The 17,670-nt window shown below is 33.4% G+C and carries 19 protein-coding genes and 2 tRNA genes; 11 read left to right on the plus strand and 10 right to left on the minus strand.

Annotated elements, in window-relative coordinates; translation table 11 throughout:
• Positions 1 to 66 precede the first annotated feature (66 nt).
• Together ACQKCJ_RS22630 and ACQKCJ_RS22635 are read right to left on the minus strand one after the other, a co-directional pair.
• On the minus strand, positions 67 to 204 hold the full coding sequence (locus ACQKCJ_RS22630; RefSeq protein ID WP_271337714.1) for a hypothetical protein: 138 nt from the start codon (positions 202 to 204) through the stop codon (positions 67 to 69).
• Between the two features lie 78 nt (positions 205 to 282).
• Entirely contained in the window at positions 283 to 1,080 is a 798-nt protein-coding gene (locus tag ACQKCJ_RS22635; RefSeq protein WP_271337713.1) for a helix-turn-helix transcriptional regulator, read from the minus strand.
• Between the two features lie 242 nt (positions 1,081 to 1,322).
• Between ACQKCJ_RS22635 and ACQKCJ_RS22640 the strand changes: the two genes are divergently transcribed.
• The 3 genes from ACQKCJ_RS22640 (at position 1,323) to ACQKCJ_RS22650 (ending at position 4,475) form a co-directional block, all read left to right on the plus strand.
• Positions 1,323 to 2,519 (plus strand): aminopeptidase C, encoded by a 1,197-nt coding sequence (locus tag ACQKCJ_RS22640; RefSeq protein WP_427402986.1) that lies wholly within the window; start codon positions 1,323 to 1,325, stop codon positions 2,517 to 2,519.
• Positions 2,520 to 2,894: 375 nt separating this feature from the next.
• A complete protein-coding gene (locus ACQKCJ_RS22645; RefSeq protein ID WP_271337709.1) occupies positions 2,895 to 3,569 on the plus strand; it encodes a hypothetical protein in 675 nt (224 codons plus the stop codon).
• A 195-nt stretch (positions 3,570 to 3,764) separates the two neighbouring features.
• A complete protein-coding gene (locus tag ACQKCJ_RS22650) occupies positions 3,765 to 4,475 on the plus strand; it encodes a hypothetical protein (protein WP_271337708.1) in 711 nt (236 codons plus the stop codon).
• Between the two features lie 548 nt (positions 4,476 to 5,023).
• Here ACQKCJ_RS22650 and ACQKCJ_RS22655 read toward each other — a convergent pair.
• The 3 genes from ACQKCJ_RS22655 to rseP all read right to left on the minus strand — a co-directional run bounded on the left by ACQKCJ_RS22655 (position 5,024) and on the right by rseP (position 6,637).
• Positions 5,024 to 5,097, minus strand: a tRNA-Asn gene (locus ACQKCJ_RS22655).
• A gap of 39 nt (positions 5,098 to 5,136) precedes the next feature.
• Positions 5,137 to 5,210 (minus strand) — tRNA-Asn (locus ACQKCJ_RS22660).
• Between the two features lie 83 nt (positions 5,211 to 5,293).
• Complete coding sequence (rseP, locus tag ACQKCJ_RS22665) at positions 5,294 to 6,637, minus strand: RIP metalloprotease RseP (protein WP_427402987.1); 1,344 nt, start codon at positions 6,635 to 6,637, stop codon at positions 5,294 to 5,296.
• A gap of 317 nt (positions 6,638 to 6,954) precedes the next feature.
• Here rseP and ACQKCJ_RS22670 point away from each other — a divergent pair, with 317 nt between their 5' ends.
• The 8 genes from ACQKCJ_RS22670 to hflX all read left to right on the plus strand — a co-directional run bounded on the left by ACQKCJ_RS22670 (position 6,955) and on the right by hflX (position 14,498).
• On the plus strand, positions 6,955 to 8,025 hold the full coding sequence (locus ACQKCJ_RS22670) for an NADH:flavin oxidoreductase/NADH oxidase (RefSeq protein WP_427402988.1): 1,071 nt from the start codon (positions 6,955 to 6,957) through the stop codon (positions 8,023 to 8,025).
• Between the two features lie 223 nt (positions 8,026 to 8,248).
• Positions 8,249 to 9,289: a Gfo/Idh/MocA family oxidoreductase gene (locus ACQKCJ_RS22675; protein ID WP_427402989.1), complete on the plus strand. Its 1,041-nt coding sequence runs from the start codon at positions 8,249 to 8,251 to the stop codon at positions 9,287 to 9,289.
• A gap of 471 nt (positions 9,290 to 9,760) precedes the next feature.
• Complete coding sequence (locus tag ACQKCJ_RS22680; protein WP_271337703.1) at positions 9,761 to 10,981, plus strand: MFS transporter; 1,221 nt, start codon at positions 9,761 to 9,763, stop codon at positions 10,979 to 10,981.
• 242 nt (positions 10,982 to 11,223) lie between these two features.
• Positions 11,224 to 11,679, plus strand: coding sequence for a carboxypeptidase-like regulatory domain-containing protein (locus ACQKCJ_RS22685; RefSeq protein WP_427402990.1), 456 nt, complete (start codon positions 11,224 to 11,226; stop codon positions 11,677 to 11,679).
• Positions 11,645 to 11,809 carry a hypothetical protein gene (locus ACQKCJ_RS22690; RefSeq protein ID WP_427402991.1) on the plus strand — a complete coding sequence of 55 codons (165 nt, stop codon included), beginning with the start codon at positions 11,645 to 11,647 and terminating at the stop codon, positions 11,807 to 11,809. Before ACQKCJ_RS22685 ends, ACQKCJ_RS22690 begins: the two co-directional genes overlap by 35 nt.
• Before the next feature lie 17 nt (positions 11,810 to 11,826).
• Entirely contained in the window at positions 11,827 to 12,108 is a 282-nt protein-coding gene (locus ACQKCJ_RS22695; RefSeq protein ID WP_427403000.1) for a hypothetical protein, read from the plus strand.
• 89 nt (positions 12,109 to 12,197) lie between these two features.
• A complete protein-coding gene (locus tag ACQKCJ_RS22700) occupies positions 12,198 to 13,064 on the plus strand; it encodes a hypothetical protein (protein WP_427402992.1) in 867 nt (288 codons plus the stop codon).
• A 192-nt stretch (positions 13,065 to 13,256) separates the two neighbouring features.
• Positions 13,257 to 14,498, plus strand: a complete 1,242-nt coding sequence (hflX, locus tag ACQKCJ_RS22705) for a GTPase HflX (protein ID WP_427402993.1) — start codon at positions 13,257 to 13,259, stop codon at positions 14,496 to 14,498.
• Between the two features lie 167 nt (positions 14,499 to 14,665).
• Here hflX and ACQKCJ_RS22710 read toward each other — a convergent pair whose 3' ends face one another.
• The 5 genes from ACQKCJ_RS22710 to ACQKCJ_RS22730 form a co-directional block, all read right to left on the minus strand.
• Positions 14,666 to 15,616, minus strand: a complete 951-nt coding sequence (locus ACQKCJ_RS22710) for a DUF3078 domain-containing protein (protein ID WP_271337698.1) — start codon at positions 15,614 to 15,616, stop codon at positions 14,666 to 14,668.
• Positions 15,617 to 15,695: 79 nt separating this feature from the next.
• Entirely contained in the window at positions 15,696 to 16,205 is a 510-nt protein-coding gene (locus ACQKCJ_RS22715; protein WP_271337697.1) for a DUF2480 family protein, read from the minus strand.
• Between the two features lie 65 nt (positions 16,206 to 16,270).
• Positions 16,271 to 16,594 (minus strand): SUF system Fe-S cluster assembly protein, encoded by a 324-nt coding sequence (locus tag ACQKCJ_RS22720; RefSeq protein WP_035688342.1) that lies wholly within the window; start codon positions 16,592 to 16,594, stop codon positions 16,271 to 16,273.
• Between the two features lie 212 nt (positions 16,595 to 16,806).
• Positions 16,807 to 17,232, minus strand: a complete 426-nt coding sequence (locus ACQKCJ_RS22725; protein ID WP_271337696.1) for a SufE family protein — start codon at positions 17,230 to 17,232, stop codon at positions 16,807 to 16,809.
• A gap of 2 nt (positions 17,233 to 17,234) precedes the next feature.
• Positions 17,235 to 17,660, minus strand: coding sequence for a hypothetical protein (locus ACQKCJ_RS22730; RefSeq protein WP_427402994.1), 426 nt, complete (start codon positions 17,658 to 17,660; stop codon positions 17,235 to 17,237).
• Positions 17,661 to 17,670 lie beyond the last annotated feature (10 nt).

Genomic DNA, 17,670 nt, shown 5'->3' on the forward strand with positions numbered 1-17,670 from the left:
ATCTTCCACCGCCTTTAAACTGTGATATAATCTCGGAAATTTCCAACTGTTCAACAACACTGTCTATTAATCGGGCAGAATGATTCTCTGGGATCGGATCATTTGTTGACCAATAATAACAACCATCATAAAAGTAAGTAATGCAAGAATAATTTTGGTTATGGGAGAATTAAAAGTTCTTTGTTTTAAAGTAAGCGTTTCCATTTGGTTTGGTTTAATGATTTATGATGAAGCAAAAGTAGGCTGCTTCAAAATCAAAAAATAGAATGAAATTTGCCTTCTTTATAATTTTTGAAATTGTTTGGGCAAAAATCCCGTTTGACTTTTAAAGGTTCTGATAAAGTGACTCTGATCAGCAAAACCACATTGAAAACCAATTTCTGTCAAATTGCTTCGGTTGGATACTATCAGCGAAAGCGAACGATTTATTTTGATCCTGCGCATATATTCACCCAGGGTACAACCAAAGTATTTAGAAAAATGTTTTGATATCGTAATAGGGTTCAGGTTCAAAACCTGAGCCAGATCCTGCAGGTTTGGATTTTCGTTCCAGCAATCATTTAGTAATTCTTCTAAACTTTTTACCCAAAACGGACTTTTTTCGTATCGTTCTAAATGTGTATTGGCATTCGATAATTGAGCAAACAACATATTGATTGTATCTCCAGAAAAAGCATCTGCAAGAATTGATTCCTTGAAAATTTTTAGAATTAAAAATTTAGAAAGCGTCGTGTTCTGAACTGATTTTTCGATAATAGCTTCAGAAATTTGAAGTTCTTTGAGAAGCGTTTCTTCAATTTCGATATTAATATTTTTAGACGGAAAAAGTGTATCCTGATTCAAATGCAATTCACCGCTATGGTAAAATAATAAAGAACCAGGACCAACAGCTGTATTCGAGTTTTTACGTTTTTCTGCCGTTCCTCCTTTTAGAAAAAGTGTGATGTGCGCATTGATGTGCGAATGCCAGCCTTCGTAAACCTTTTTATGATACTCTGTTTCAACAACAGCAATTCCCTGCATGTTGTTAAAGATGTTTTTGGTATTGCCTAAGTATTTCTCTTTTTCCAGTTCGGACATTATCCAGAATTATGAATGCATTTACAGCAACCAAATTACTACTATTAAAATAAAATAAATAGCAATTTCTTCTAATCCTATAAAGATTGTTGGTTTTGCATAGTTTGTAAGTTTTTATAGATTAATAAAAACATTTTGTAAAAATTAACGCTTGAAGGTTAGTTTTATTAACTAAAATTTAATTGTTTTGTAACAAATTGTAGATTACAACAACTAATTTATAAAATCATTAAACATAAATTATGAATACATTTTCATTCAAATCAGTACTTGCTGCTTCCGTTTTTTTTGTTGGGGCAACAAGCTGTTTTGCACAAGACATTTTAGTGAATTCACTAAAACTAAATGCAAGCGAAAAAAGTAAAGAAGCTTTTAAATTCACTGACGTGATCAATCTTGGAACTACTTCTGTAAAATTGCAAGGTTCATCAGGAACATGTTGGAGTTATTCTACGAATTCTTTCTTAGAATCAGAAATGATTCGTTTAGGAAAACAACCGGTAGAATTGTCTCAGATTTACTCTGCAAGAAATGTTTATGTAGAAAAAGGAGTTAATTATGTTCGTATGCACGGAGCAGTTACTTTAGGCGACGGTGGTGCATTGCATGATGTAATTAATATGTACAAAAAATACGGAACCGTACCAAGAGAAGTTTACACTGGATTGAACTACGGAACTGACAAAAATAAATTTGGAGAAATGGCAGCGCTTATTGAAGGTGTTCTAACTGCTGTGGTTAAAAACCCGAACGGAGAATTAACACCAAACTGGAAAAAAGCGTATACAGCCGTAATCGATTCTTATTTAGGAACTGTGCCGGAAAATTTTGCTTATAAAGGAAAAAACTACACACCACAAACTTTTGCTAAAGAAGTAGTAGGTATTAATCCAGACGAGTATGTAGAGATCTCATCTTTTACAACTTCTCCGTATTACCAAAAAACAACAATGATGGTGCCAGACAACTGGTCATTTGATCAGGTCTACAACGTAAAAGTAAACGACATGACTGATGTTATCGACAATGCTTTGAAAAAAGGATATACTGTAGCCTGGGCAACAGATGTAAGCGAGAAAAGCTTTAGCTGGAAAAATGGTGTTGCATATGTACCAACAAAGAAATTTGATGATATGACTGCCGAAGAAAAAGCAGATATGTTCAACGGACCAAAAGCTGAACCTGAAATTACTGCCGAAATGCGTCAGACTGCATTTGATAACTACACAACTACAGACGATCACGGAATGCACATTATAGGTCTTGCAAAAGATCAAACCGGAAAAGAATATTACATTGTAAAAAATTCTTGGGGTGCAACAAACGACTACAAAGGATATTTGTTTGTGACTAAAAACTTTGTGAGATACAAAACAACTGCTTTGTTATTAAACAAAGGTGGAATTCCAACGGATATCGCTAAGAAATTAGGGGTTTAATTGTCTTAGGTTTTTATAAAATAGAAAAGCGCTGCAATGTTGAATTGTAGCGCTTTTTTATTGATATTTCATAAAGAAGAACTTTTACTTCTCTTTCAACAACTTCTCCAACTTCTCCACTTTTTCTTTTTCAGCTAAAACCAAACGCTAATAAACTTCTATAACTTTATCAAGAGGGTTGAAATTGCAGTTATATGCATTTCCATTAATAATGCTGTTATCATTTAATGTATTTCCAATAATATTCAAAACAGCTTCCTCAGAAAACTTCTTAACTTTAGCCGCTTTAAGTGTTTCTTTGAGGTTTTGTAATATGCTTAAGAGAAAACAACTATCTTTATTCGTTTTTAATTTCACTCCCCTTATCACATTATAATGAGAACACATGCCGTATTTTTTGTCACAATGTGTGTGTTTTCTTCTTATTGTTTTGGGCAGCGTGTAAACAATGCTCAGTTTACTACAGAAAAAGGACAAGTGCGTTCAGAGACAGATAACATTTCTAAAGAAGGTCTTGTTATAGCGGGTTATTATGTCGAAGAAACCATTAATATGGCTTTCGGAAAAACAATTACCAAATACGAAGTTTCCAGATTAAGTATGGTCAATACCTGCGATTTGGGCCCCAATAATACAAGGGTGGTAACTCCTATATATCGAAAATCGAAAATAAAAACAGTTGAATCAGGTTTGCAGTCAAAAGTTTTGGTTGATCCTGTTACCTCAACTATCAAGCCTGTTAAGGTTGAAGTGGTTGCTCAGGCCGAAAGGCCACAATATATTACTGTAGATGTTGTAAATACTTATGCAAAAGTTCTGGATAAAGGTTATAAATCGATTGATATGCTTACTAAAGTTGCAGACAGGGCATACTTTGACGGGGATTTGGTTAATGCGGCTAAATATTACTCAGAATTGTTTAGCATGTCTGAAAAACTAGAGTCGATGTATTACTATCGATATGCTCAAGCATTAAAAGGAATTGGTCAAATGGATAAAGCTGATGAGATGATCAAGTTATTCGAAAGTAAAAAAGCACTCATAAAATAGTCAACGAATTGCTGTGTTGTTTTTGACTAAAATTCTCGAAAGCATTCTCGAAACAAGAATATATTGAACCCAAACAAAGAAAAAGTAACACTTAAACGGTTTTTCAGGTAACTTGAAGTTAGTTTTGGATGTAAGTGCTTGAAAAATATTAAATTGTATTTTTTTTGTTAGTGGTAATTACCTTATTGATTTGTCATGAAAACGTATGTACAATACTTTGTAGCAATTGCATTTGTTTTTTCTTTTTATTCTTTCGGACAAAGTAATGGTCGTGCTTTTGCCCCTGGGAGTATCAAACACGCAATAACAAAATCAAATGATACTGCAAAGAAAGAAGGACTTGTCATAGTAGGTTATTTTGTTGAAGAAACAATTAATATGACTTTCGGAAGAAGAATCACCAAATACGAAGTTTCAAAATTAGAAATGGTGAATACTTATGACCTCGGGCCTAATAATACCAGGGTGGTAACTCCTATATACCGCAAACCAAAGATAAAAACCGTTGATGTAGCATTACAATCAAAAACTTTTGTTGATAGTACTGTAATAAAGATAGAACCAGTCAAAGTCGAAGTAATTGCAGTAACCGAAGCGCCCAAATACTTAACGATAGATGTAGTCGATACGTATGCTAAAGTTTTAGACAAAGGATACAAATCTGTAGAGATGCTTATAAAAGTGGCAGACAGGGCTTATTTTGATGGCGATCTGGTAACGGCTGCTAAATATTACGAAGAGCTGATTGGTATGAATTCAGATTTATATGCGATGTATTATTACCGCTACGCAGAATCCCTAAAAGGCATCAACGAAATAGGAAAAGCAAATGAAACAATGCTATTGTTCGAAAGTAAAAATGTAGGCAATAATGTAGTGAGACATAATAAGCTCGTCAGAAACTAATGGCTAATAATAAAACTGTCTCAACACAAATATTACGATAATAAATTCGTAAAGTGTTCATCATCTCGATGTGATCCTGAGCACCAAAAACACTGATAAAATGATTGAATAAATGTAGTCCAACAAAATCGTAATTGTTAGTCCTGATATGTAGTGAAGATTCTTTATTGTCATTTATCTTATCGGTTTATTTGTGGCGGTTTGTTCAATATAATAAACTTTTACGCTTGATTCGATTTAGATTTGATCCAGCTAAGATAAATTAATAATTATAGCTTATGTTTTGAGATTCCAGAGGCTTTGGAATTGATCCAGCATTTAGAAGTCAATTTAGAGGAGTACGAAAAGTAGATTTTTTCTTATTCAGATTATCTAATCTTTTTGGTTAATCCCCAGCTTTTGCGTTTGATCCCTTTTTTTACCAAAAATCTGTCAAAGTTGTCAAATGACAAATTTTCCATTTTTTAATAAATTATCATGAAGTACTGATTGGCTATGGTATTAAAAGAGAAAAGACCTTACATTGCTGTAAAGTCTTTTTTAATAAGCTCCCTCTCTTGGGCTCGAACCAAGGACCCTCTGATTAACAGTCAGATGCTCTAACCAACTGAGCTAAGAAGGAATCACCTTAAAGGTAAATATGTTTGCTAAAAAAAAGTTGCTCCCCCTCTTGGGCTCGAACCAAGGACCCTCTGATTAACAGTCAGATGCTCTAACCAACTGAGCTAAGGAGGAAGATGTTGTTCTTTTTAGCGAGTGCAAATATAGAGCATTTTTTAGTTTCTCAAAAATATTTTGACACTTTTTATCAAATATTTTTACTTGCCTACAATTGCTTTGTAGATATCGTTTCCGTTAGCAAACAAAAGCAGTCCTATAAGTAAAACGAAGCCAACTACTTGGGCGTTTTCAAGGAATTTATCACTTGGTTTTCTGCCACTAATTATTTCGTATAATAAAAACATCACATGCCCTCCATCAAGAGCAGGAATTGGCAATAAATTCATAACTCCAAGCATAATCGACAATAAAGCAGTGATCGACCAGAATACTTCCCAGCTCCAAGTGCTAGGAAAAATGTTGAAAATTGCCGCAAAACCACCCACTTGTTTGTAAGCTTTAGTTTCTGGGTTAAAAATCATTTTAAGTTGTTTTCCGTAACTTACTAATTGATCCTTCCCTTTTGTTAGTCCAACCGGGATTGATTCAATTAAACTGTAGTTTTTAGTGCTTACTTTATAGTATCCTAGTTTTTCTAAAGATGCCATATCTAATCCGCCTGGTATTACACCTACTGTTCCTTCGTTAGAAACTTTAACTGTAATAGGTGTTTCTTTTAAATCGCGCAATACAACAGCAGGAATGGTTTTTCCTTTGTTATTAGCTAACACTGCTTTTGCCTCGTCAAAATATTTCACTTTTTCTCCATTAAGAGAAAGAATTAGATCTTTTGTTTTTAAATTTTGATTAGGAGATTCGTCAGTAACTTTTCCAATTGCAAAGGGCACGCGAATACCAACTAATAAACCTTTTTCATGTTTAGATAACTGATCAACAAAATCATTTGGTATGTTAATAGTTTGTTGTTGTCCGTTTCTTTCAATTAAAACTTGTTTAGCCATGATGATATTCATGTTTAACTCTTTGTCAAAATTTTCAACTTTTTTTCCATCGATAGAAATAAGTTTATCGCCAGTCTTAAAACCAGCTTTAAGCATTACAGGGTTTTCAATCAATACACCATCTTTCAGGTCAGTATTCGCTACATAAGTATCGCCATAAGCAAACGCCATTCCTATATAGATGATAAATGCCAGAATAAAGTTTACTGTAACACCACCCAACATAATAATCAAACGCTGCCATGCCGGTTTAGAACGAAATTCCCAAGGTTGTGGAGGCAAAGCCATTTGGTCCTTGTCCATACTTTCGTCGATCATTCCTGAGATTTTTACATAACCTCCAAGCGGTAACCATCCGATTCCGTATTCCGTATCGCCAATTTTCTTTTTTAGAAGAGAATATTTAACATCAAAAAATAAGTAAAATTTTTCGACTCTTGTTTTAAATAATTTTGCGGGGATAAAATGCCCTAATTCGTGAAGAATAATAAGTAAAGATAAACTCAATAGAAATTGAGAGAGTTTGATAACTATATCCATTTTGTATTTTTAGTTCGTAATTTAACGCACAAAAGTAGCGTTTCTATTTTAATTTAAGACCGCAAGATAACACTTAAGGTTTTAAATTCTTGTTAATAAATGACCTTGCTTCTCTATAAATTTAGCAAAGCTTCTTTTGCTCTTACCTATTAGTAAATTATTTGTGGTTTATGTTACAAATATCTTATTCTAGTACTTTTAAAATATGTTAATTAATAAACATTTAGATTTCTAGTTTTAGCAAGAAGCCTTAACTTTACTTTTTTAAACGTTATCGCAATCAATAGATCGCATACAATCATTAAAAAGTTATAACTATGGCTTCATTATTATTTTCTCCGCTTACTATAAAAAAAATTACCTTGAAAAATAGAATTACGATTTCGCCTATGTGTCAATACTCGGCGATTGACGGATTTGCAAACGATTGGCATTTGGTTCACCTGGGAAGTCGTGCCAGCGGTGGTGCAGGTTTGATTATTCAGGAAGCTACAGCAGTTTCTTCCGAAGCCAGAATTTCTCCTTCGGACCTTGGAATCTGGAAAGACGAACACATTGAAAAACTAAAAACAATCAACGAATTTATTATTTCTCAAAATTCGATTCCCGGAATTCAGTTGGCACATGCCGGACGAAAAGCAAGTGTTTCAATTCCGTGGGAGGGCAATAAAAAGTTAGGTTTCGCTCAGGGCGGATGGCAGACAGTTGCTGCGAGTGCGATTCCGTATCATGATGATGAGCCATTTCTTCCTGAAGCTTTAGATAAAAATGGAATTCAGAAAGTGATTTCAGATTTTAAAACAGCAACCAAAAGAGCTGTTGAAGCCGGTTATCAGGTAATGGAAATTCATGGTGCACATGGTTACTTATTGCATCAGTTTTTATCTCCATTAACCAATGTGAGAACGGATGAATACGGTGGAAGTTTTGAAAACAGAATCCGTTTTACGCTTGAAATTGTAGAAGCTGTTCAGTCAGAATGGCCGTCAGACTTGCCTTTACTTGTTCGTATTTCAGCGACAGATTGGGCAGAAGGAGGATGGAATCCTGAAGAATCGGTAAAACTTTCAAAAATCTTAAAAGAAAAAGGAGTAGATTTAATTGATGTTTCATCAGGCGGATTGGTTTCGCATCAAAAAATTGAATTAAAACCAGGATATCAGGTTTCATTTGCCGAAAAAGTTAAAAAAGAAGCTTCAGTTTTAACCGGAGCAGTGGGTCTAATTACCGACGCAAAACAAGCCGAAGCAATTTTAGAAACAGGTCAGGCAGATTTAGTTTTATTTGCCAGAGCCTCCTTAAGAAATCCGAATTTACCATTAGATTTCGCCAGAGAACTAAACGACGATATTCAATGGCCAAAACAATACGAACGCGCTAAAATTTAAACATAAGTTTTTTTGATTTAAACCATTGAGAGATTAAGAAAAATTAAGTTTGATTGCTTGCTAATCTTAATTTTTTTAATAGTTAGAAAAAAATGAACTTTATTTTAAATAAAGACAATATTATAACAGAATATTTTAATTTAAACTATTTATAGGGAAAGCTTAATTTTCTTAATCTCTTAATGGTTAGAAAACATAGATTTAATTGTAAAAAAGATATCAAATGCAAAAAATAAGAACAGCACTATTATCATACGGAATGTCAGGGAAAGTTTTTCATGCTCCGTTTTTAAATATCCACCCGGGATTTGAATTATTAGGATCTTGGGAAAGAAGTAAAAAATTAATTCAGGAGGATTATCCCGCAGTAAAAAGTTATCCAACAATCGACGAATTATTAGCTGACGATGTCGATTTGGTAATCGTAAATACACCTGTAGGAACACACTACGAATATGCTAAAAAAGTATTATTGGCAGGAAAACATGCCGTTGTCGAAAAGGCATTTACTACAACCGTTGCCGAAGCCGAAGAATTAGTTGCAATTGCCAAAGAAAAAGGTCTGAAATTATCCGTTTTTCAAAACAGAAGATGGGATAGTGATTTTAAAACCGTTCAGAAAGTAATTAAAGAAGGTGTTTTAGGAGATTTAGTCGAAGCAGAATTCCATTTTGACAGATACAATCCATTATTGAGTCCAAAAGCACACAAAGAAACCGTGAATGACGGAGCCGGAATCCTCAAAGATTTAGGCCCGCATTTAATCGATCAGGCGGTTTGTTTATTTGGTTCTCCTAGGTCAGTTTTTGCAGATATACGCTGTACAAGAGAAAATTCTTTGGTAGACGACTGGATTGATTTATTATTGATTTATGAAGATTTCAGAGTGCGATTAAAAGCCAGCTTCTTTGTTAGAGAAGCAAATCCTGCATACACAATTCATGGCAAAAAAGGATCTTTATTAAAACCACGCGGCGATGTTCAGGAAGATGAATTAAAATTGGGCAAAAAGCCAAACTTAGAATCGTGGGGAACAGAGTCAGAAACTTTGCAGGGACTTTTGCATACAGTAATTGACGGAAAAGAAATTCGCGAAAAGATTCCAACACTTCAGGGAAATTATTTTTCATTCTTTGATGGTGTTTACGATTCAATTGCAAACGATAAATCAGAACCGGTTACAGCACAAGATGGTGTAAAAGTGATGCAAATTATCGAAGCTGCAATTGCGAGTCATGCACAGCAAAAAGTGATCAATTTGTAGATAAAATTGCCCACGGGTTTTACGGATGAAACAGATTGACGCAGATTTTTTTATTAATCCTTTTAATCTTTTATCGCAATGGCTATTGGCAATGTCAATGAGTCAAGGAAAAATCTATCCCGAAGCTTCGGGACTTTGCGCGAATTTTTTAGTTATAATTGTCTTTAAAAAAGCTTAACTTAATGACATTGGGCTATCGGGAGTGACAAAAAAACAAATTACCCTTGTTGTTTAAATCTTAAGACGCACTGCAGTGCGTCTCTATAGAAAATAGTAAGAAAATCTGCGTCAATCCGTTTCATCCGCCTAATCTGTGGGCATAAAAAAACTTTTGTCTCTTTGCTTCTCAGAACCTTTGCCTCTTAAAATTTATAAACATACAACGTTATAAATTTAGGAACTAGTAGGGTTGTATAGTCTGTAAAGTTGCTTTTTAGTATTTTTGCAGTATAAAATTCAAAATCCATCAATTTGTTTAGTTTCAATCCATTATCGTTATTTCAAACCAAAGGAAAAATTAAGAAAGTTTATAGAGAAGCGAAAGCGTCTTATTTAAACCGAATTCGATTTGCTGTGGGAATGTTTTATTTTGGGATGGGTTTAAGTTTTGCAACCTGGGCAAGCCGAATTCCGGATATTAAAACTGCTCTTCATTTGACCGAAGGTGATCTGGGTTCTATTCTTTTTGCACTTCCGGTAGGGCAATTGATCGTGATGCCTTTTTCAGGAAAAATGGTTACCAAGTTTGGCAGCCATAGAATTTTGGTATTCTCTCTGATAATGTATGTTTTATGTCTTGCCAATTTAGGTTTGGCAACATCAGCATTGCAGCTCTCCTTAGGATTATTTCTATTTGGAGTATTTGGTAATCTTGCCAACATTGCTGTTAATACACAAGGTGTTTACACCGAAGTCCTTTTTAAAAAAACAATCATGTCTTCTTTTCACGGAATGTGGAGTTTTGCCGGATTTAGTGGAGCTTTGGTAGGTTTGGGAATGCTAACCTTAAAGCTGACACCTTTTCATCATTTTTTAATCGTGGGTGGAGTTGTGCTTTTAATGGTTGCTTTTAATTTTAGATTTCTGGTCAAAGCCAAAGAAAAAATAAAGAATAAAACGACCGAAAAGAAAAAGTTGTTTGTAAAACCAGACAGTTCTTTACTATGGCTGGGAGTAATTGGTTTTTGCAGTATGGCAAGCGAAGGTGTAATGTTTGACTGGAGCGGCGTTTACTTTAAAGATGTTGTAAAAGCACCCGGACCTTTGGTTATTTTAGGATATACTTCGTTTATGATTATGATGGCCAGCGGACGATTTTTAGGCGATGGGCTAATCAATAAATTTGGTCGTGAACGCGTTATGCAAATTAGTGGGGTAATGATTTCAGTCGGACTTTTCACGGCAGTTTTTCTTCCTTATATCATTCCGTGTACACTTGCTTTTATGTTGGTTGGTTTGGGAGTTGCAACAATTGTTCCTACTGTTTATAGTATGGCGGGAAAAAACCCTTCAGTTCCACCGGGAGAAGCCTTGACCATTGTTTCAAGTGTGAGTTTCCTTGGTTTTTTAATGGGACCTCCTGTTATTGGGCATATTGCAGAAGCTTTTGGACTTCAATTTTCTTTTGCTTTCATCGGAATCTTTGGCGTCTTGATTGCTTTTATGGTTTCTAAAATAAGAATATCAGAATAGATTCTTTACCCTTCAAATTAATGAATTAAGCTTCTTGAAAGAGTAAGTTCATATAAATCAATTTTTATTTAATAAAAATTTAACAGGAAAATATTTCCATATTGTTTTTTGTCTATATTTGAATTTAAATCTACCACAAATCTTTTTCCAAAGACCAATTTAATTTTTTGATTCAGAGTTGAAATGTTTTGTAGCAAGACAAATTAACCTGAAAATTATTGATCAAATTAAATTGGGTTTTTATGAGAAGAAATTATATGCTTGTTTTTATTTTATTGTCTTTTGGTGTCACTTTTGCACAAGAAGAAGCTATTTTCACAGGAACAGTGATTGATGCAAAGACACAAAATCTTCTTGAAATTGTGGTGGTAAGTATTCAAAATTCTTCCATCACACAACTCACAACCGTACAAGGAAAATTCGAATTGCATTCTTCCATAAAAGGAGAGCAATTACTATTATTGCACAGTCAGAGCTATAAAGATTTGCTTTTAAAAGTAAATTCAAATTCAGGACAAACAGTAGATCTCGGGATATTACAATTAGAAGATAATTTTTCTGATGATGTACCTGCAATTCTAATCACATTATTAGACGCTGATTTATCAGATTACAATAGTTCATCAGAGTATTGTAGAAAAAGTGTCAAAATTGTGGAAAAGTATGTTGTATGCGGGAAATGGTTACGCCGAATTTAATACCACAAGTATAACAGCTGCCGAAAATGTTGCCTGGTTGGATACACCAAAAAGAAATATGAACGAATATAAAAATGCTGTGCTTTCTTTTAGAAGTGCACAACATATTTTAAAGTCGATTCGCCATTAAATTCTTTAGAAGTTTATATCTCTACGAATTTTGATGGATCTAATGTTACTAAGGCAAAAAGGACAATATTATCCGCAAATTTTCCTTCATTGTCTACACCTACAAGACAATTTATAAGTTCAGGAGGAATAGATTTGTCTGCGTATTCAGGAAATATTCATATTGCATTCAAATATATAGGATCAGTTAAAGACAAAACACTGAATGGTGCTTTTATGGTAGATGATGTTAAAATTTTTGGTAAAAAATACAAGGATTTTTTTAAATGTGCAGTTAATGTGTTGATTTTTAGTCGATAATTTAATAGTATATTGTTTTTGAAATTTAAACTGTTAAATTTTAATTGAATTTTGTATTTTGGTCATCCCAAATCAATACAAAATACCACATGAAAACCTACTTTATCGCCATCATGATGATGGTCTTTCCATGCTTGTTGCACAGTCAGGATCAAAATGCGCCTGTAAAATTAAAACAAATTAACATTGTAAAAACAAATTACCAGAACTCTAAAGATGGTGAAATTGTAAATAAAACTATTGGTTTTAAAGAAGGAAAAATTCAAACCATTACTACTTCAGATGTTGTTCAGCATTTTTTTTACAACACAAAAGGATTGTTGGATATGACTGTAAAAGATAAAATAGGCAGCGAATGGAAAGAGGTTGTAAATTATACTTATGATGCCGATAATAATATTACAAAATTCGTTAAAAAATATCAGGAAGGAAATGACAATATTACCAAAGTGGTTACTTTTTTCTACGAAGGAGCAAGAGTAAAAGTGACTACCAAGAAAAGTACAAATCACCAGAACCTCTTGGATGATATCGAGTATATAGTCGAAAATGGTATCATTGTAAGACGTACTTCACGAGATAGGAATAAAGCAATTATTGGTAAAATTGAATATGCTTATAACAATGATAATGTGGTAAGACACAAAGGTCTTGTGGGTGATAAAATATCTAAAACCTATACATTTGATGATAAAAAATCTGTAGATGCATTAATTGTCCAGAATTTATTTGGGGATAATTATAAAGTAATTGTACCCATGATTTCGTATCACGAAGAAGAGTTTAGTTTTGAAGCAATATCGTATAATAACGAAATGAATTTTAGTCCGTCATCAACAGTTTTAGTTGGGGTGAGCAGAAAATACAAATACAATAAATTAAACTTCCCGATTTCTTGTTCTCAGGTAGAAGAAAACGGAATTGTGAAAACAGAAAAGACTTTTATTTACGAATAAAAACAACCTTATTTAAGGACTTGAAACCATTTGAAAATTAAGTATTGTTAAGATTAAATTCTTATTTATTCTTAATTTTTTAAATGGTTTGATTGTTTATAGAGGTACTAATTTTCCAAATGGAACTTAAAAACGAAATTCTATAAGCGTTAGTACCTTACAAATCATTAAATTTGCATCTTATTCAAAGCTATGTTAGAAAAAGAAATTATAAATTTTGAGAGAACCGCCATCGTTGGTATTGTAACTCAAAATCAAAGTGAAGAAAAACTTAACGAATATCTGGATGAATTAGAGTTTTTGACTTTTACCGCTGGCGGTGAAGTGATAAAGCGCTTTTCTCAAAAAATGGAACGTCCAAATCCTAAGACTTTTGTTGGAACAGGGAAAATTGAAGAAATCAATCTTTTTGTAAAAGAAAACGACATATCGACTTTAGTATTTGATGATGAATTATCACCATCGCAACAGAAAAATATATCTAAAATCATAGATTGTAAAATCTTAGACAGAACGCACCTTATTCTTGATATTTTTGCCCAGAGAGCCGAAACGTCTTATGCAAGAACACAAGTAGAGTTAGCACAATGTCAGTATTTATTGCCTAGGCTTTCTGGTATGTGGACTCACCTTGAACGTCAAAAAGGTGGTATTGGAATGCGTGGACCCGGAGAAACTGAGATTGAAACAGACAGACGTATTGTTCGTGACCGAATTGCTCTCCTTAAAGAGAAAATAAAAACGATCGACAAACAAATGGGCGTGCAACGCAGTAATCGTGGTGCAATGGTTCGTGTGGCTCTGGTAGGATATACAAATGTTGGGAAATCGACATTGATGAACGCAGTTGGTAAAAGTGATGTTTTTGTTGAGAATAAATTATTCGCAACTCTTGACACAACAGTTAGAAAAGTGGTGATTAAAAACTTGCCATTCTTATTGTCAGATACAGTAGGTTTCATTAGAAAGTTACCAACTCAATTAGTTGATTCTTTTAAAAGTACATTAGATGAGGTTCGCGAAGCTGATTTATTGTTGCATGTTGTCGATATATCCCATCCTGATTTTGAAGATCATATTGAATCTGTAAATCAAACCTTGTTAGAAATCAAGAGTAATGATAAACCAACGATTATGGTTTTTAATAAAATTGATGCCTACAAACATTTGACAATCGACGAAGACGATTTGATTACAGAGAAAACAAGAAGACATTACACACTTGACGAATGGAAACAAACCTGGATGAGTAATGTTGGTCAGAATAAGGCGTTGTTTATTTCTGCAACAAATAAAGAAAATTTTGAGGAATTCAGAGAAGTAGTCTATGAAGCAGTTCGCCAGATTCATATCACGAGATTTCCATATAATAAGTTTTTGTATCCTGATTATAAAGATGCAATCGAGAAAGAAGAAGAAGAAGAGCAAGAGTAAAATTTACCGCAAAGAGCGCAAAAAATTATATTAAAGGATCTTCAAAAAATACAAAGTTCGCAAAGCTAAATTTAGATCTGGCTTTGCGAACTTTGTGTTTTATAAAAATAAGCTTTTGTAAAATTTTTTGCGCTCTTTGCGGTAAATTTCTTAGAGCAGCTTTTGGATTAAAACCCAAAATTAACTCCTAAACCAAAGACTTCTCTGGTTTGGAAACCACTAAAAGCATTGTCATCATAAATAGCCTGGAAGGATAAGTTGGCAGATAAAAATTTGTTTACTTTCATAATAATATTAAGAGAGTAGTTGATATCTACGTTTTGAGGATCTTTTAGATAATTAGAATATAAATTCAAAGTATTTTCTGCAGTTACGTTCGTCATGATGGCAAGTTTGTAATAAACTGAAGCATAAAAACCTAATTCGTAAAGCATGGTTTTGTTAGCATCTACACCAAAATAGGCGCCATCAACATATGGTAAACCTGTTCCCTGATCGATTCCAGATGTATAAGCACCGTCGACAAAAGTGAATTTTGAGGTTAAAGGGGCAAAGTTTATTTTAAGATTATCATCTTTTGTCCAGTAAATACCAGGACCCGTAGTAAGATAACCCGGTGACATAAATTTGGTGTTTTCAGTTCTGATTTCTTTTCCATTCTCATCCTTGCCATATAAATAACCTGTTGAAAACTGAGTTCTGAAATTCAGAAAATAAGAATAATACCATTGACCAAAAGCGCGCTTCCCTACAATTGAATTGAATTCAAGACGGTCATCAGTCTTTTTTTCATAGTCGGCATTTTTAGTTTGCAAAAGCCCGTAAGAAGCCAAAACTTTATTGTCCCAGGTAAGATCATTTTTTTTGTAATTGAAATCGTAGTTGATTCCTAAAGTTCCTGAAAAGCTATCTTCTCCTCCGGCAATCCAGTTATTGAAGCTTGATTGATTTAGTAAAAGCGAAACGGTTCCTTTTGCTTTCCAGCCTTCGCCTTCGATAGTGTCATTTATTTTTTTTACTGCTTTTTCAGTATTCTGAATTAGCTCTTTTTCTGAGTTTTGGGCTTGAACAAAAGTTAAATTCGCTACAATAAAAAGTAATAACGCTAGCTTTCTCATGGTATATAGTTTAAATGTGTAAGAACAAATATACTAAAAAAGCGTTAAAAGGCAGAGGGATATTGATTCTGTAAGAAAGTTATTTTCTGGATTCTTTATATAAAGGTACTGCTGAACAAGCTTCTCCGTACATAATACTTCTTGCAAAAGGTTGCAAATAAGTTGCTGCTAAAATATAAGCACGGGTTGGAACCGGTTTTTTAGAGCAGCCTTTTATGATAACAGGTTTGTTTTGGTATTCAGAATAATCGAGTTTGCTTAAGAGTTCTTCATACAAACTCGCATCAAGATCTTCGATAGTTCCGTTAACTACCTTTTTAGCATAAGGAGCCAGTTGAATCGCTACCAAAATAGACGACCAGGCAGGAACTATAGCATCGGTGCTACAATTTACAGCCACATATTGATCTTGATATTGAGACCAATCGTGATTTTTAAGATGTTCTCTAAAGTCTTTTTCTTTTAATAAAAAACCTTCCAAAAGCCATTGCGAAATGTCAATTTGAACACGTATCCCTTTTGGATAATAATCCTCAAGATCAAAAACTTCTAAGGCACTATTGGCAACTTTATTGATGATTTCTTCCATATGAAAAGATAGTTTCAGGTTTCAAGTTTCAGGTTGCGTTAACTTGAAACCTTAAACAAATTTTATTAAAGCATTCCTAATTCTAATTTTGCTTCTTCGCTCATTAAATCTTTACTCCAGGGCGGATCGAAAGTAATTTCAACATCAACCTCTTTTATATTTTCGATTGTTTTTACTTTTTCTTCTACTTCTCTTGGCAAACTTTCCGCAACCGGACAGTTTGGAGATGTTAATGTCATCAGGATTTTTACTTCGTAATCTGTGTTTACCATTACGTCGTAAATCAATCCTAATTCGTAAATATCAACAGGAATCTCCGGATCGTAAATGCTTTTTAAAACTTTTACAATTGATTCTCCTAATTCGTTTGTGTCTATTTCTTGTTCCATTTTTTTGTTTTTGTTTTTTTTCACCAGATAAGTGATGTAAGTTCATTTAAATAGCATTCTTTTTCTTACCATTAAGATATTAAGAAAATTAAGTTTTACTTCTTTGTGAAAATTAATGCTTTGACTATTTGAGATAAGAAAAATTAAGTTTTACTTCTTTATGAAATTTAATGTCTTAATGGTTCAAATTAAAAAACATTATGTTTAAAATTTTAATTTTTATTTTTTGAATCAAAAGCCAAGGCGTACATTTTGATGTTTTTAATCATCGAAACCAGTCCGTTTGCACGAGTGGCAGATAAATGTTCTTTTAATCCAATTTCGTCAATAAACTGAGTATCCGCATTTATAATGTCTTCCGCTTTTTGATTAGAGAAAGCACGAATTAAAATGGCGATAATTCCTTTGGTTAGAATTGCATCGCTATCCGCGGTAAATACAATTTTATCGTCTTTTTGCTCGCCTTGCAGCCAAACTTTCGATTGACAGCCTTTGATTAAATTTTCGTCCGTTTTATATTCTTCTTTGATTAACGGAAGACTTTTTCCTAATTCGATGATGTACTCATAACGTTGCATCCAATCATCAAACATTGAAAATTCTTCAATTATTTCGTTTTGTATTTCTTTTATTGTCATAATTATTCTTTCGTAAAATCAACCAGCAAATTTACCAATTTTTCTATTTCCTTAGGAGGATAGCCATTGTCGAAACCCGCAGTTTCATATGTTTTCTGGTTGTGAATTATCTTTAAATTCCCAATTGCAGCACCATCATGAAATCGTTTTTCAGTTGGTCCTTTTAAATTTGGAACATTTTCTAAATTAATTTTTGAAAACTCAGCTACGATCTGTTTCCATTTCGCGTCGCTTATTTTACTTTCTGTCGGCTGAGTATTTCTGCCATTGGTAACTGAAACTGTTTTGTTTTGAACAAGTATTACTTTGTAAATTCCTCTGGAAACCGCAGAATATTCGATTTGTGTTGTTGTCATATCATTCGCTTTTTGACTTACACAACTCGTTCCAATGAAAATCGTTAAGAGTAATAATGATAATGTTCTCATAAAAAAGTTT

It is taken from the genome of Flavobacterium sp. NPDC079362, assembly GCF_050267765.1.
GTDB lineage: Bacteria > Bacteroidota > Bacteroidia > Flavobacteriales > Flavobacteriaceae > Flavobacterium > Flavobacterium azizsancarii.